Source organism: Nisaea sediminum (genome assembly GCF_014904705.1).
Taxonomy (GTDB): domain Bacteria; phylum Pseudomonadota; class Alphaproteobacteria; order Thalassobaculales; family Thalassobaculaceae; genus Nisaea; species Nisaea sediminum.
In genome coordinates, this window is the sequence record NZ_JACZCQ010000018.1 from 1 (window position 1) to 16266 (window position 16266).

The 16266-nt window shown below is 62.5% G+C and carries 13 protein-coding genes and 1 tRNA gene; all 14 read left to right on the forward strand.

All coding sequences use genetic code 11. The features are described from left to right. A partial coding sequence (locus tag IG122_RS23765) for an EF-Tu C-terminal domain-related protein (RefSeq protein WP_449867124.1) occupies positions 1-149 on the forward strand: 149 nt, incomplete at its 5' end. A 59-nt stretch (positions 150-208) separates the two neighbouring features. Next, positions 209-284: transfer RNA gene (locus tag IG122_RS23770), tRNA-Trp, on the forward strand. 73 nt (positions 285-357) lie between these two features. Further along, on the forward strand, positions 358-555 hold the full coding sequence (secE, locus tag IG122_RS23775; RefSeq protein WP_193174086.1) for a preprotein translocase subunit SecE: 198 nt from the start codon (positions 358-360) through the stop codon (positions 553-555). A gap of 4 nt (positions 556-559) precedes the next feature. Next, entirely contained in the window at positions 560-1090 is a 531-nt protein-coding gene (gene nusG, locus IG122_RS23780; RefSeq protein WP_193189056.1) for a transcription termination/antitermination protein NusG, read from the forward strand. Between the two features lie 81 nt (positions 1091-1171). Next, positions 1172-1600, forward strand: coding sequence for a 50S ribosomal protein L11 (gene rplK, locus IG122_RS23785; protein WP_193189057.1), 429 nt, complete (start codon positions 1172-1174; stop codon positions 1598-1600). A gap of 4 nt (positions 1601-1604) precedes the next feature. Further along, entirely contained in the window at positions 1605-2303 is a 699-nt protein-coding gene (gene rplA, locus IG122_RS23790) for a 50S ribosomal protein L1 (RefSeq protein WP_193189058.1), read from the forward strand. Between the two features lie 288 nt (positions 2304-2591). Next, complete coding sequence (gene rplJ / locus IG122_RS23795; protein ID WP_193189059.1) at positions 2592-3104, forward strand: 50S ribosomal protein L10; 513 nt, start codon at positions 2592-2594, stop codon at positions 3102-3104. A gap of 49 nt (positions 3105-3153) precedes the next feature. Then, the gene (gene rplL / locus IG122_RS23800; RefSeq protein ID WP_193189060.1) at positions 3154-3534 is read left to right on the forward strand and encodes a 50S ribosomal protein L7/L12; all 381 of its coding nucleotides are present in this window, start codon (positions 3154-3156) and stop codon (positions 3532-3534) included. A gap of 237 nt (positions 3535-3771) precedes the next feature. After that, positions 3772-7953: a DNA-directed RNA polymerase subunit beta gene (gene rpoB / locus IG122_RS23805; protein ID WP_193189061.1), complete on the forward strand. Its 4182-nt coding sequence runs from the start codon at positions 3772-3774 to the stop codon at positions 7951-7953. Positions 7954-8089: 136 nt separating this feature from the next. Then, positions 8090-12259 (forward strand): DNA-directed RNA polymerase subunit beta', encoded by a 4170-nt coding sequence (rpoC, locus tag IG122_RS23810; RefSeq protein WP_193189062.1) that lies wholly within the window; start codon positions 8090-8092, stop codon positions 12257-12259. A gap of 459 nt (positions 12260-12718) precedes the next feature. Further along, positions 12719-13090, forward strand: coding sequence for a 30S ribosomal protein S12 (gene rpsL, locus IG122_RS23815; protein WP_193189063.1), 372 nt, complete (start codon positions 12719-12721; stop codon positions 13088-13090). A gap of 12 nt (positions 13091-13102) precedes the next feature. Further along, a complete protein-coding gene (gene rpsG / locus IG122_RS23820) occupies positions 13103-13573 on the forward strand; it encodes a 30S ribosomal protein S7 (RefSeq protein ID WP_193189064.1) in 471 nt (156 codons plus the stop codon). 23 nt (positions 13574-13596) lie between these two features. Further along, positions 13597-15672: an elongation factor G gene (gene fusA / locus IG122_RS23825; protein WP_193189065.1), complete on the forward strand. Its 2076-nt coding sequence runs from the start codon at positions 13597-13599 to the stop codon at positions 15670-15672. A 56-nt stretch (positions 15673-15728) separates the two neighbouring features. Then, positions 15729-16266, forward strand: a 538-nt coding sequence (locus IG122_RS23830) for a GTP-binding protein (RefSeq protein WP_193187956.1), incomplete at its 3' end; no start/stop codon positions are given.

A 16266-nucleotide genomic window follows, 5' to 3' on the forward strand; every position in this document is an offset into this window, starting at 1 on the left:
AAGGCACCGAGATGGTGATGCCGGGCGACAACATCGCGATGACGGTTCAGCTGATCGCGCCGATCGCCATGGATGAAGGCCTGCGCTTCGCCATCCGCGAAGGCGGCCGCACCGTCGGCGCCGGCGTCGTCGCCAAAATCGTCGAGTAACAGGCTGCCGCCCCGGTCCTTCATCGGGAGGGCTGGGGCGGCCGCTTGCAGCGCGGCTTAGGAGTGTAGCTCAATTGGTAGAGCACCGGTCTCCAAAACCGGGGGTTGCGGGTTCGATCCCTGCCACTCCTGCCACGCTTCTTCTTCTGCACAGTTGATTTCATTCTGCCGGGGCGCTATACAGCCCGGCTGACAGAAACGGATCACGATGGCAAAGGTTTCTCCGGCGCAATTCGTCCGTCAGGTTCGCCAGGAAGTTTCCAAGGTGACCTGGGCGAGTCGCAAGGAAACAGGCGTGGGCACCATGATGGTTTTCATCATGGTAACGCTCGCGTCTATCTTCTTTTTCCTTGTGGATGGCGCGCTGTCGTGGGGTGTGAAGTTTATTCTTGGATTGGGAGCCTGAGCCTGTGGCGGCACGTTGGTACGTCCTCCATGTCTATTCCGGCTTCGAGAAGAAGGTCGCACAGGCCATTCGCGAGCAAGCCGCTGCGCATGAGATGGAAGACCTGATCGAAGAGGTCCTGGTCCCGACCGAGGAAGTCGTGGAGATGCGACGCGGCGCGAAAGTGAACGCAGAGCGCAAGTTTTTCCCCGGCTACATCCTCGTCAAGATGGTGATGACCGACCAGAGCTGGCACCTGGTGCAGGACCAGCCGAAGGTGACCGGTTTCCTCGGCAGCAAGGGCAAGCCCCAGCCGATTTCGAAATCGGAAGCCGAGCGGATCATCAAGCAGGTCGCCGAGGGCGTCGAGCGGCCGAAGCCGTCCGTCATCTTCGAGATCGGCGAGCAGGTCAGGGTTTCCGACGGGCCGTTCGCGTCCTTCAACGGCTATGTTGAAGACGTGGACGAGGAAAAGTCCCGTCTCAAGGTTGCGGTGTCGATTTTTGGACGGTCGACGCCGGTCGAGCTGGAATACACCCAGGTCGAGAAGATCTGACGTCCTATAGATGACCGCGTGGGAGGTCTTCCAGAAAACCTTGGAAGCCCGTACCACCCGGCACAGTGAGAGGTACTTATTATGGCTAAGAAGATCGCTGGCTATATCAAGCTGGAGATCAAGGCCGGTGAAGCGAACCCGTCTCCGCCGGTCGGTCCGGCGCTGGGTCAGCGCGGCCTGAACATCATGGAATTCTGCAAGGCGTTCAACGCCGCGACCGGCAACCTCGAAAAGGGCATGCCGATCCCGGTCGTGATCACCGCTTACCAGGACCGAACCTTCAGCTTCGTCACGAAGACTCCGCCGGCCAGCTTCTTCATCAAGAAGGCCGCGAAGCTCCCGAAGGGCGCGAGCAACCCGAGCAAGGAAATCGTCGGCAAGATCACCATGGACCAGGTCCGTGAGATCGCCGAAGCGAAGATGCCGGATCTGAACGCTGTCGATCTCGAAGGCGCGTGCCAGATGATCCGCGGTTCCGCCCGTTCCATGGGCGTCGAGGTTGTGGAGTAAGACGATGGCAAAGCAGGGCAAGCGTCTCAAGGGCGCCTATGAAAACGTCGACCGGCTGAAGCTGCATGGGCTCGCCGAAGCGGTGAAACTCGTGAAGGGCGGCGCCAAGGCGAAGTTCGACGAGACCGTCGAGATTTCGATGAACCTCGGTGTCGATCCGCGTCATGCCGACCAGATGGTGCGCGGCGTCGTCGCGCTGCCGCACGGTACCGGCAAGGCCGTGCGCGTCGCGGTTTTCGCCAAGGATGCGAAGGCTGACGAAGCCCGCGCAGCCGGTGCCGAAATCGTCGGTGCGGATGACCTGATGAAGGAAATCCAGGACGGCCGGATGGACTTCGACCGCGTCATCGCGACCCCGGACATGATGGCCCTCGTCGGCCGTCTCGGTAAGGTGCTCGGCCCGCGCGGCCTGATGCCGAACCCGAAGCTCGGCACCGTGACCGCCGATGTCGGCGCCGCCGTGACCGCCGCCAAGGCCGGTCAGGTGGAGTTCCGCGTCGAGCGTGCCGGCATCGTGCATGCCGGTATCGGCAAGGCGAGCTTCTCCGAGGACCAGCTTCTCGAGAACGCGACCGCGTTCGTCGATGCGATCAACCGCGCGAAGCCGACGGGCGCCAAGGGCACCTACGTCAAGCGCGTCGCTCTCAGCTCCACCATGGGGCCGGGCGTGAAAGTGGATACGGCGGCTCTCGGTTCTGCCTGAGCCTGTCGTTGAAGTTCCGGCCTTTCAGGGCCGGGAAATGGAGCCGGACCTTCGGGACCGGCTCCGACCTGTCCAAGACTACGGGTGCCAAAGGGGCCTCGGCCGCGGCGGCTTAATTTCCCGTATAGACGGGGGTGATAACGGATTTCGATTCCGGCTCAGGCCGGAGATGTCTGACGTTTGAGCTTCTGGGACAGGCGAACCGGGCCGACGGGCATGGTGTTCGTCGGTTCATGTGCAAAGGGGGCTTCGGCATGGTGCCGGGGCCCGCAGATGCGGAGATGATCAGTGAACCGTACTGAAAAAGCGGCTCTGGTCGAGACCCTGAACAAGACCTTTTCGGAGGCCGCGGTTGTCGTGGTCACCCATCAGGTCGGGCTGACGGTCGATGAGGTCAATGACCTCCGCGGCAAGATGCGTGCAGCAGGGGCCCGATACAAAGTCACGAAAAATCGGATCGCTCGTCTCGCTCTGAAAGGCACGGAGTACGAAAACCTTGACGCGTCCTTCACGGGTCCGACGGCGATTGCTACGTCGTCCGATCCGGTTGCGGCCGCCAAGGTTGCCGTCGAGTTCGCCAATGGAAACGAGAAACTGACGATTATCGGTGGCGCGATGGGAACGAAAGTTCTCGACGTCAACGCGGTCAAGGCTCTCGCGAAGTTGCCGTCCCTCGACGAACTGCGTGCAAAGCTGCTTGGCATGATCCAGACCCCGGCGACGCGTATCGCCGGTGTTCTGCAGGCTCCTGGTGGTCAGGTCGCCCGCGTGATCAGCGCTTACAGCAGCAAAGAGGGGTGAGTGGTCGATCCACTCCGTTTAACGAAGCTCAAGTCTGGAGTATTTGAAAATGGCTGATCTTGAGAAGCTTGTTGATGAGCTCTCTTCCCTGACGGTCCTCGAAGCGGCCGAACTGTCGAAGATGCTCGAAGAGAAGTGGGGCGTTTCCGCCGCCGCTCCGGTTGCTGTTGCCGCTGCTGCTGGCGGTGACGCCGGTGGTGCTGCTGCCGCCGAAGAAAAGGATTCCTTCGACGTCATCCTCGCGGGTGCCGGCGACAAGAAGATCAACGTGATCAAGGAAGTTCGCGCGATCACCGGTCTCGGTCTGAAGGAAGCCAAGGACCTCGTCGAAGGTGCGCCGAAGCCTGTGAAGGAAGGCGCTTCCAAGGACGAAGCCGAAGAGATCAAGAAGAAGCTCGAAGAAGCAGGTGCTACCGTCGAGCTGAAGTAACGCCTTGGCGTTACTTGGAAATACGGGTGGGGTACGCGCGTGCCGGACGGTGCGCGCGTTGCCCTGCCCTTTTCCCGTTCTTACCGTTGGTGCAGGGGCGCCCCAGCGGTAAGGCCGGGAGGCCGGGTCTCCCGGTTGGCTGAACAGGCGGCTCTCGCGACGGGCGCGGGAGCCATGGAGCGGACGGATACCCGTCCCGACCGCTCCAGATAGATCAAAGGTGGGCGAGGTTTGACCATGGCGATTTCCTCCGTTGGTTCCTTCACCAGTCGCAAGCGTGTGCGCAAGGATTTCGGACGTATTTCCGAAGTGTCCCCGATGCCGAATCTGATCGAGGTGCAGAAGAGTTCCTACGATCTGTTTCTGCAGAAGGACGTGGCGCCGGAGAACCGTGAGGTTCTCGGGCTGCAGGAAGTCTTCAAGTCCGTTTTCCCGATCAAGGACTTCTCCGAGCGCGCCATGCTCGAGTTCGTCAGCTACGAGCTCGAGACGCCGAAATACGATGTCGAGGAATGCCAGCAGCGGGGGATCACTTTTGCCGCGCCGCTTAAGGTCACCCTGCGCCTCGTCGTCTGGGACGTCGAGGAAGAGACCGGTTCCCGCTCCATCCGCGACATCAAGGAGCAGGACGTCTATATGGGCGACATGCCGTTGATGACGAAGAACGGTACCTTCGTGATCAACGGGACCGAACGGGTCATCGTCTCCCAGATGCACCGCTCGCCGGGCGTCTTCTTCGACCACGACAAGGGCAAGACCCATTCTTCGGGCAAGTATCTCTTCGCCGCCCGGGTGATCCCCTATCGCGGTTCCTGGCTCGATTTCGAATTCGACGCCAAGGACATCCTCTATGTGCGCATCGACCGCCGCCGCAAGCTGCCCGCGACCACGCTGCTGCTGGCTCTGATGAGCGACGAGTCCGAGGCCTATCTGAAGAAGTGCCACGAGACCGGCGAAGAACCGAACCGCGCCATGGTCACCGGTCTCTCCGCAGAGGACATCCTCAGCTACTTCTACGAGAGCGTCACCTATCAGAAGAACGGCGAAGGCTGGAAGACCGAGTTCAACGGCGACCGCCTGCGCGGCCAGAAGCTGTCCCGCGACCTGGTCGATGCCGCGTCCGGTGAAGTGGTGGCCAAGCTCGGCGACAAGATGACGCCGCGCCTTGCTCGGAAACTCACCGAGGGCGGCCTCAAGGAAGTCTATGTCCCGAGCGAGGACCTGATCACACAGTTCATCGCCATCGATATCGTCAATCCGGAAACCGGCGAAGTTCTGGTCGAAGCGGGCGACGAGATCACCGAGGAACTGCTGCAGCTGATCGTCGACACCGGCGTCGAGGATCTGCCGGTGCTGGCGATCGACTACGTCAATATCGGCGCCTATCTGCGCAACACCCTCGCACTCGACAAGAACACCACCCGCGAGGAAGCGCTGGTCGACATCTACCGGGTCATGCGCCCGGGCGAGCCGCCGACCCTCGAGACCGCCGAAAGCCTGTTCGACGGCCTGTTCTTCGACAGCGAGCGCTACGATCTCTCCGCGGTTGGCCGCGTGAAGATGAATGCCCGTCTCGATCAGGAAACCGACGATCAGCTCCGCGTGCTGCGCAAGGAAGACATCCTCGCGATCCTGAAGATCCTGGTCGACCTGAAGGACGGCAAGGGCGAGATCGACGACATCGACCATCTCGGCAACCGCCGTGTCCGGTCCGTCGGTGAGCTGATGGAAAACCAGTACCGTGTCGGCCTGCTGCGCATGGAGCGCGCGATCCGCGAGCGCATGAGCTCGGTCGAGATCGACACCGTCATGCCGCACGACCTGATCAATGCGAAGCCGGCGGCCGCCGCCGTGCGCGAGTTCTTCGGCTCCTCGCAGCTCTCGCAGTTCATGGACCAGACCAACCCGCTTTCCGAGATCACCCACAAGCGCCGCCTCTCGGCGCTTGGCCCGGGCGGTCTCACCCGCGAGCGGGCCGGCTTCGAGGTGCGCGACGTGCACCCGACCCACTACGGCCGGATCTGCCCGATCGAGACGCCGGAAGGTCCGAACATCGGCCTGATCAACTCGCTTGCCACCTATGCCCGCGTGAACCAGTACGGCTTCATCGAGACTCCGTACCGCAAGGTCGTGGACGGCAAGGTGACCGACGAGGTGCGGTACATCTCCGCGATGGAAGAGGGCCGTTATACGGTGGCCCAGGCGAACGCGCCGATCGACAAGGAAAACCGCTTCGTCGAAGAGCTGGTCCCGGTTCGCCGCCAGGGCGACTTCGGTCTGGCCCGTCCGGAAGACATTCACCTGATCGACGTGTCGCCGAAGCAGCTGGTCTCCGTCGCCGCCGCGCTCATTCCGTTCCTCGAGAACGATGACGCGAACCGCGCGCTGATGGGCTCCAACATGCAGCGGCAGGCGGTCCCGCTGGTGAAGGCGGAAGCGCCGTATGTCGGCACCGGCATGGAAGCCCGCGTCGCCCGCGACAGCGGCGTGACCATCGTCGCCAAGCGTTCGGGCATCGTCGACCAGGTCGACGCGACCCGTATCGTCGTTCGCGCCACCGAGGAAACCGCGTCCACGGAGAGCAACGTCGACATCTACACTCTGCTGAAGTTCCAGCGCTCGAACCAGAACACCTGCATCAACCAGCGTCCGCTGGTGAAGGTCGGTGACCGGGTCGTCGCCGGCGACATCATGGCGGACGGCCCGTCCACGGATCTCGGCGAGCTCGCGCTCGGCCGGAACGTGCTCGTCGCCTTCATGCCGTGGAACGGTTACAACTTCGAGGACTCGATCCTGATCTCCGAACGCATCGTCCGCGACGACGTGTTCACCTCGATCCATATCGAGGAATTCGAGATCATGGCCCGCGACACCAAGCTGGGTCAGGAAGAAATCACCCGAGACATTCCGAACGTCGGTGAAGAGGCCCTGAAGAACCTCGACGAAGCCGGCATGGTCTATATCGGTGCCGAGGTGAATCCGGGCGACATCCTGGTCGGCAAGGTCACGCCGAAGGGCGAGAGCCCGATGACGCCGGAAGAAAAGCTTCTGCGCGCCATCTTCGGCGAGAAGGCGTCCGACGTCCGCGACACCTCCCTGAAGGTGCCGCCGGGGGTCACCGGTACGGTCGTCGAAGTGCGGGTCTTCTCGCGCCGCGGCGTCGACAAGGACGAGCGCGCGCTCGCCATCGAACGTGCCGAGATCGAGCGTCTAGCGAAGGACCGCGACGACGAACGTGCGATCCTCGAGCGTGGCTTCTTCGCCCGCCTGAAGGAACAGCTGCTCGGCCAGAAGGCGGTTTCCGGTCCGAAGGGCTTCAAGGGCGGCGTCGAGATCACCGATGCGGTGCTCGGCGAATACACCCAGGGCCAGTGGCGCCAGTTCGCGGTCGAAGACGAGACCCGGATGGAATATCTGGAAGGCATGAAGAGCGAGTTCGACAAGAGCGTCGAAGAGCTCCAGGCCCGCTTCGACAACAAGGTCGACAAGCTGCAGCGCGGTGACGAACTGCCGCCGGGCGTCATGAAGATGGTCAAGGTCTTCGTCGCGGTGAAGCGCAAGCTGCAGCCGGGCGACAAGATGGCCGGCCGTCACGGCAACAAGGGCGTGATCTCCAAGATCAACCCGTCGGAAGACATGCCGTACCTGGAAGACGGGACCCCGGTCGACATCGTGCTGAACCCGCTCGGCGTGCCGAGCCGCATGAATGTCGGGCAGATCCTCGAGACCCACCTCGGCTGGGCCTCGCACGGTCTCGGTCTGCAGATCAATCAGCTGCTTTCCGAGATCAACCGGACCGCAAAGACGGGCGACTTCCGCAAGCTCTTCGAAAAGGTCTATGGCGAGGAGCAGTACAAGGCGGAGATCGCGCCGCTCGACGACGACGAGGTCCTGGAACTGGCCGGCAACCTCAGCCGCGGCGTTCCGATGGGCACTCCGGTGTTCGACGGCGCCCGCGAGGAAGACATCGTCGACATGCTGAAGCTCTCGGGTCTGGACTCGACCGGTCAGGTGACCCTGATCGACGGCCGGACCGGCGAGGTCTTCGACCGCAAGGTGACCGTCGGCTACATCTACATGCTGAAGCTGCATCACCTGGTCGACGACAAGATCCACGCCCGTTCGATCGGCCCGTACAGCCTCGTCACCCAGCAGCCGCTGGGAGGTAAGGCGCAATTCGGCGGTCAGCGCTTCGGGGAAATGGAGGTCTGGGCCCTCGAAGCCTACGGCTCCGCCTATACCCTGCAGGAAATGCTGACGGTGAAGTCGGACGACGTGTCCGGCCGGACCAAGGTGTACGAAGCGATCGTGCGCGGCGACGACAATTTCGAGGCCGGTATCCCGGAGTCCTTCAACGTTCTCGTGAAGGAACTCCGCTCCCTCGGCCTCAATGTCGAGCTCGAGCAGGAGCAGCTGTAGGACTTTCCGGGCGGATCCAGTCGGACCCCGCCCGGTTCTCTATCCCTCCGGGAGCGGACTTGCCGCGACCGGCCGCGTCGCTCAGACTTATTGTTAAGTCGGCGCATAACGTCCCAGTGACGTAAGGAGATGCTTGATGAACGAGTTGATGAACGTCTTTGGTCAGCCGTCCGGCCCGCAGAGCTTCGATCATATCCGGATCGCGATCGCGAGCCCGGAGCGGATCCGCTCCTGGTCCTTCGGTGAGATCAAGAAGCCCGAAACCATCAACTACCGGACCTTCAAGCCGGAGCGCGACGGCCTGTTCTGCGCCCGGATCTTCGGTCCGATCAAGGACTACGAGTGCTTGTGCGGCAAGTACAAGCGGATGAAGTATCGCGGTATCATCTGCGAGAAGTGCGGCGTCGAGGTGACCCTCTCCAAGGTCCGCCGCGAGCGGATGGGGCATATCGAGCTTGCTTCTCCGGTTGCGCACATCTGGTTCCTCAAGTCGCTGCCGAGCCGCATCGGCCTGCTGCTCGACATGACCCTGAAGGATCTCGAGCGGATCCTCTATTTCGAGAGCTTCGTCGTTACCGAGCCGGGCCTGACCCCGTTCAAGTACCGTCAGCTTCTGGGTGAGGAAGAATATTTCGACGCCCAGGACGAGTACGGCGAGGACAATTTCAAGGCCATGATCGGCGCCGAGGCGCTGAAGGAGATGATGTCCGGCCTCGATCTCGACGAGGAAAAGGAAAACATCCGCGAGGAGCTCCGCACCACCGGTTCCGAGGCCAAGCGCAAGAAGCTGGTCAAGCGTCTGAAGCTGATCGAGGCCTTCGAGGAATCCGGCTGCCGTCCGGAATGGATGATCCTCGATGTGATCCCGGTCATTCCGCCGGAGCTGCGGCCGCTGGTTCCGCTGGATGGCGGCCGCTTCGCGACCTCCGACCTGAACGACCTCTATCGCCGGGTGATCAACCGCAACAACCGTCTGAAGCGGCTGATCGAGCTGCGTGCGCCGGACATCATCGTCCGCAACGAGAAGCGCATGCTGCAGGAAGCTGTCGACGCTCTGTTCGATAACGGCCGCCGCGGCCGCGTCATCACCGGCGCGAACAAGCGTCCGCTGAAGTCGCTGTCCGACATGCTGAAGGGCAAGCAGGGCCGCTTCCGTCAGAACCTGCTCGGCAAGCGCGTCGACTATTCCGGCCGTTCCGTGATCGTCGTCGGCCCGAGCCTGATGCTGCATCAGTGCGGCCTGCCGAAGAAGATGGCACTCGAGCTGTTCAAGCCGTTCATTTATTCGAAGCTCGAACTCTACGGCCTCGCCAGCACCATCAAGGCGGCGAAGCGTATGGTGGAGAAAGAGCGTCCGGAAGTCTGGGACATCCTCGAAGAGGTGATCCGCGAGCACCCGGTGCTGCTGAACCGTGCGCCGACCCTGCACCGTCTCGGCATCCAGGCGTTCGAGCCGGTGCTGATCGAGGGTAAGGCGATCCAGCTGCACCCGCTGGTCTGTACCGCGTTCAACGCCGACTTCGACGGCGACCAGATGGCGGTCCACGTGCCGCTTTCGCTGGAAGCCCAGCTCGAAGCCCGCGTGCTGATGATGTCCACCAACAACATCCTCAGCCCCGCGAACGGCAAGCCGATCATCGTGCCGTCCCAGGACATCATTCTCGGCCTCTACTACATGACGCTCGAGCGTGAGAACATGCCGGGCGAGGGCATGGCCTTTGCGGATATGGGCGAGATCGAGCACGCGCTGAACAGCGGTGCGGTGACCCTGCACACCAAGATCCGCGCCCGTGTCCAGACCTTCGACGAAAGCGGCGAAGAGGTGACCAAGCGCGTGGAGACCACGCCGGGCCGCCTGAAGATCGCGCAGCTCCTGCCGAAGAACCCGAACCTGCCCTTCTCCGTCATCAACAAGCTGATGACGAAGAAGGAAGTGCAGAGCGTCATCGATCAGGTCTATCGCCACTGCGGCCAGAAGGACACGGTGATCTTCGCCGACCGTCTGATGAGCCTCGGCTTCGGCCATGCCTGCCGCGCCGGCATCTCCTTCGGCAAGGACGACCTGATCATTCCGGACGCCAAGCAGGAACTGGTCGAGGAAGCCCAGAACGAGGTGAAGGAGTTCGAGCAGCAGTACCTCGACGGCCTCATCACGCAGGGCGAGAAGTACAACAAGGTGATCGACGTCTGGTCGCGCTGCACTGACACCGTCGCCGAGCGTATGATGGAGCACATGTCCAACATGGAGCCGGGCCAGCCCGTCAACTCCGTCTGGATGATGGCCCATTCCGGCGCCCGTGGTTCCGCGACGCAGATCAAGCAGCTTGCCGGCATGCGCGGCCTGATGGCCAAGCCGTCCGGTGAGATCATCGAGACGCCGATCATCTCGAACTTCAAGGAAGGCCTGACCGTTCTTGAATACTTCAACTCGACCCACGGTGCCCGTAAGGGGCTCGCCGATACCGCGCTGAAGACCGCGAACTCCGGTTATCTGACGCGCCGTCTCGTCGACGTGGCCCAGGACTGCATCATCACCGAAGAGGATTGCGGCACCGATCGCGGCATCTCGGTGAAGGCGGTCGTCGAGGGCGGCGAAGTGATCGAGCCGCTGAGCGAACGTATCCTCGGCCGGACCACGGCCGACGATCTGGTCGCGCCGCTGACCGGCGAAACCCTCGCCAAGGCCGGCACGATCATCGACGAGCCGCTGGTCGATGCGATCGAACGGGCCGGTATCGACGAAGTCCGCCTGCGCTCGGTCCTGACCTGCGAGAGCAAGGTCGGGGTCTGTGCCAGCTGCTACGGCCGCGACCTCGCACGGGGTACCCGCGTCAATATCGGCGAGGCGGTCGGCGTGATTGCCGCCCAGTCCATCGGCGAGCCGGGCACCCAGCTGACCATGCGGACCTTCCACATCGGCGGCGCCGCCCAGCGTGGTGCCGAGCAGTCCAGCATCGAGACGTCTTTCGACGCCAAGGTGAAGGTGCTGAACCGGAACGTGGTGAAGAACTCCGACGGCGTTCTGATCGTCATGAGCCGGAACACCGAGGTCGTGCTGGCCGACGAGCAGGGCCGCGAGCGTGCCCGTCACCGCATCCCGTACGGCTCGCGCCTGTTCGTCGACGACGATCAGCAGGTGAAGCCGGGCGACAAGCTGGCCGACTGGGATCCGTACACCATTCCGATCATCACCGAGAAGGAAGGTACCGCGCATTATGTCGACCTCGTCGACGGCGTCTCCATGAAGGAGGTCACCGACGAAGCGACCGGTATCGCCTCCCGCGTGGTTATCGACTGGAAGCAGCAGGCCCGTGGCGGCGACCTGCGTCCGCGCATCACCCTGCGTGACGAGGCGGGCGAAGTCATCGAGCTCGCGAACGGTCTCGAAGCCCGTTACTTCATGTCGGTCGACGCGATTCTCTCGGTCGACAATGGCGCGAAGGTCCGGGCCGGCGACGTGCTCGCCCGTATCCCGCGGGAATCCTCCAAGACCCGCGACATCACGGGCGGTCTGCCGCGCGTCGCGGAACTGTTCGAGGCCCGCAAGCCGAAGGATTACGCGATCATCAGCGAGAGCGAAGGCCGCGTGGAATTCGGCAAGGACTACAAGACCAAGCGCCGGATCATGGTGGTCCCGCAGGAAGAGGAGAAGGAAACGGTCGAATACCTGATCCCGAAGGGCAAGCACCTCGCGGTTCAGGAAGGCGACTATGTCCAGGTCGGCGACCTGCTCATGGACGGCAACCCGGTGCCGCACGACATCCTCAACGTTCTCGGGGTTCCGGCGCTCGCCGAGTATCTCATCAACGAGATCCAGGACGTCTATCGACTGCAGGGCGTGAAGATCAACGACAAGCATATTGAAGTGATCGTGCGCCAGATGCTGCAGAAGGTGGAAATCTCCGACGCCGGCGACACCACGCTGCTGGTTGGCGAGACCGTCGATCGCGACGAGTTCGACGAGGCGAACGAAAAGGCGCTCGCCGAGGATCTGCGTCCGGCGAAGGCAATTCCGATCCTGCAGGGCATCACCAAGGCCTCGCTGCAGACGCGCTCCTTCATCTCGGCCGCGTCCTTCCAGGAAACCACCCGCGTCCTCACCGAGGCGGCGGTTTCCGGCAAGAAGGATCAGCTCGAGGGCCTGAAGGAAAACGTCATCGTCGGCCGCCTGATCCCGGCCGGTACCGGCAGCGTGATGAATCGCCTGAAGCGGCTTGCCGCCGATCGCGACCGCGCCCTGGCTCCGGCGCAGGAAGAAGCGCCGGCGCTCGCCGAGGAAGGCGAACAGGTGCCGGCCGCCGAATAAGGCGAGTCGACAGAAACATCGTTCGAGTCCCGAACGAAGAGCGGCGTCCGGATGCGAGTCCGGGCGCCGTTTCTCTTTCCCGCCGGAAGGACGCGGAAAGGGCGAGTCATAAAGTTGCGCTCTCTTGGCGCTTTCTGTTCGAAGAGATGTCCACGGACCGCTGATTTAGTGGCTGCGCGCCCTGCATTGCACAGATAGGCGCTATGCGGAAAAAAGCCGAAAACTGTTCTTGACCCGCAGGGGGCAGATAAATAGTATCCGCCAGCCTTTGCAGGGCTGGTGGTGACACCGTTGTCGGAAACGGCGCGACAGGTCAGACGCAGCCTCGGCGAAATGCTGGAACTTAAATAGGTTCGCATGCGAACCCCGAAGCAGAGACGACGGTAGGCCGCTAGGGCAGGGCCCTGGGGCTGATCGTTGTTTGCGCAATGTGTTTTGTAGTCGAGAGGGATCGACTGAATGCCGACGATCAACCAGCTGATTCGGCAGGGCCGTAAGGCGCCTGTCGTTCGCAATAAAGTGCCCGCGCTGGAAGCCTGCCCGCAAAAGCGTGGCGTGTGCACGCGCGTGTACACCACGACGCCGAAAAAGCCGAACTCCGCGCTGCGTAAAGTCGCACGTGTTCGCCTGACCAACGGCTTCGAAGTGACGAGCTACATTCCGGGTGAAGGCCACAACCTTCAGGAACACTCCGTCGTGATGATCCGCGGCGGTCGTGTGAAGGACCTTCCGGGCGTTCGTTATCACATTATCCGCGGCACGCTGGACACCCAGGGTGTCAAGGACCGCCGTCAGCGCCGTTCGAAGTACGGCGCGAAGCGTCCGAAGTAAGGAGAGACTTGGATGTCCCGACGCCATCGCGCAGAGAAACGTGAAGTTCTGCCCGACGCCAAATTCGGCGACGAGGTCGTTTCGAAGTTCATGAGCTGCCTCATGTTTGACGGCAAGCGCTCGGTTGCCGAAAGCATCGTCTACGGTGCCTTCGACAAGATCGAGGCGCGGACCGGCCAGCAGCCGGTTGCCGTGTTCCACGAAGCGCTCGCCAACGTGAAGCCGCATGTGGAAGTCCGCTCCCGCCGGGTTGGTGGTGCGACCTACCAGGTGCCGGTCGAGGTTCGCTCCGACCGTGCGCAGGCGCTGGCCATCCGCTGGACCATCGATGCGGCGCGCAAGCGCTCCGAAAACACGATGGTGGACCGTCTCTCCGGCGAGCTGATGGACGCGGTCAACAATCGTGGCGCTGCTGTGAAGAAGCGTGAAGACACGCACCGCATGGCCGACGCCAACAAAGCTTTCTCGCACTACCGCTGGTAACCCAGGGATTTTGGACGGACGCCATGGCTAGGACTCATCCGCTCGAGCGCTATCGCAATATCGGCATCATGGCTCACATCGATGCCGGTAAGACCACGACCACGGAACGCGTGCTGTATTACACCGGCCGGTCTTACAAGATCGGTGAGGTGCATGACGGCGCCGCGACCATGGACTGGATGGAGCAGGAGCAGGAGCGGGGGATCACCATCACCTCGGCCGCGACGACCTGTTTCTGGCAGGATCACCGGATCAACATCATCGACACCCCGGGCCACGTCGACTTCACCATTGAGGTGGAGCGTTCCCTCCGTGTGCTCGACGGTGCCGTTGCCGTGTTCGACTCGGTCGCTGGTGTCGAGCCGCAGTCCGAGACCGTCTGGCGTCAGGCCGACAAGTACCGCGTCCCGCGGATCTGCTTCGTCAACAAGATGGACCGCATCGGTGCGGACTTCTATCGCTGCGTTGACATGATCGTCGATCGCCTGGGTGCGAACCCGCTGGTCATGCAGATGCCGCTCGGTGCCGAGTCCGATTTCGCCGGTGTCGTCGATATCCTGCAGATGAAGGCGATCCGATGGCTCGACGAGTCCCTCGGTGCGCAGTTCGAGATTGTCGACATTCCGGATAACCTGAAGGACAAGGCCGAGGAGTACCGCTCCACGCTCATCGAGACCGCCGTCGAAATGGACGACGATGCGATGGAAGCCTATCTTGAAGGCAACGAGCCGAGCATCGAAGTCCTCAAGGCCTGCATCCGCAAGGGTACCGTCACGGGCAAGTTCGTCCCGGTTCTCTGTGGCTCCGCCTTCAAGAACAAGGGCGTCCAGCCGCTTCTCGACGCGGTTGTCGACTTCCTGCCGAGCCCGCTCGACGTTGGCGCGGTCAACGGTGTCGCCATGGACGGCGAGACCCCGATCAAGCGCAACCCGGACGATACCGAGCCGTTCTCCGCGCTGGCGTTCAAGATCATGAACGACCCGTTCGTCGGCTCCCTGACCTTCGTGCGCGTCTATTCCGGCGTTCTCGAGACCGGCAGCTCGGTCATGAACACCGTCAAGGACAATCGCGAGCGCGTCGGCCGCATGCTGCTGATGCATTCCAACAGCCGCGAAGACATCAAGGAAGCGCGCGCCGGTGACATCGTCGCCATCGCGGGCCTGAAGAACACCACGACCGGTGACACCCTGACCGACCCGACCAAGCAGGTCATCCTGGAGCGCATGGAGTTCCCGGATCCGGTCATCGAGGTCGCCGTCGAGCCGAAGACCAAGGGCGACCAGGAAAAGATGTCCAACGCCCTGCAGCGCCTCGCGGCCGAAGACCCGTCCTTCCGGGTTTCCGTCGACCACGAGAGCGGCCAGACCGTGATCAAGGGCATGGGCGAACTCCATCTCGAGATCCTGGTCGACCGCATGAAGCGCGAATTCAAGGTCGACGCGAATGTCGGCGCCCCGCAGGTTGCCTATCGCGAAACGATCACGAAGACCGCCGAGATCGACTACACCCACAAGAAGCAGACCGGCGGTTCCGGTCAGTTCGCCCGGGTGAAGCTGGTGTTCGGTCCGTCCGAGGTCGGCGAAGGCTTCGTGTTCGACAACAAGATCGTCGGCGGCGCGATCCCGAAGGAATACATCCCGGGCGTCCAGAAGGGTCTGGAAAGCTCGAAGGATACCGGCGTGCTCGCCGGCTTCCCGGTGATCGACTTCAAGGTCGAGCTGATCGACGGCGCCTTCCACGATGTCGACTCCAGCGTGCTGGCGTTCGAAATCGCGGCGCGTGCGGCCTTCAAGGAAGGCATGCAGAAGGCGGGTCCGAAGCTCCTCGAGCCGATCATGAAGGTCGAGGTCGTGACCCCGGAAGATTACATGGGCGACATCATCGGCGACTTGAACAGCCGCCGTGGCCAGGTGGGTGGCATGGATCAGCGCGGCAATGCCCGCGTCATTGAAGCCATGGTGCCGCTGGCCAACATGTTCGGCTATGTCAATACCCTGCGCTCCATGAGCCAGGGACGTGCACAGTACACCATGCAGTTCGACCACTATGAGCAGGTGCCCCAGGCGGTTGCGGACGAAGTCCGCGCGAACCTGGCCTGATGCTCCGCTAGTGTCGGTAACGAAAACGAAGAACCAAAGGTACGGAGCCTAGGACCATGGCGAAGGAAAAGTTTCAGCGGAATAAGCCGCACTGCAACATTGGCACGATCGGCCACGTCGACCACGGCAAGACGTCGCTGACGGCCGCGATCACGAAGGTGCTGGCTGAGACGGGTGGTGCGTCGTTTACGGCGTACGACCAGATCGACAAGGCGCCGGAAGAGCGTGCGCGCGGCATCACGATTTCGACGGCGCACGTCGAGTACGAGACGGCGAACCGTCACTACGCGCACGTCGACTGCCCGGGTCACGCGGACTACGTGAAGAACATGATCACGGGTGCGGCGCAGATGGACGGCGCGATCCTGGTCGTGTCCGCTGCCGACGGCCCGATGCCGCAGACCCGCGAGCACATTCTTCTGGCGCGCCAGGTTGGCGTGCCGGCGCTGGTGGTGTTCCTGAACAAGGTCGACCAGGTTGACGACGAAGAGCTTCTGGAGCTTGTCGAGCTCGAAGTTCGCGAGCTTCTGTCCTCCTACGACTTCCCGGGCGACGATATTCCGATCGTGAAGGGCTCTGCTCTCGCGGCTCTGG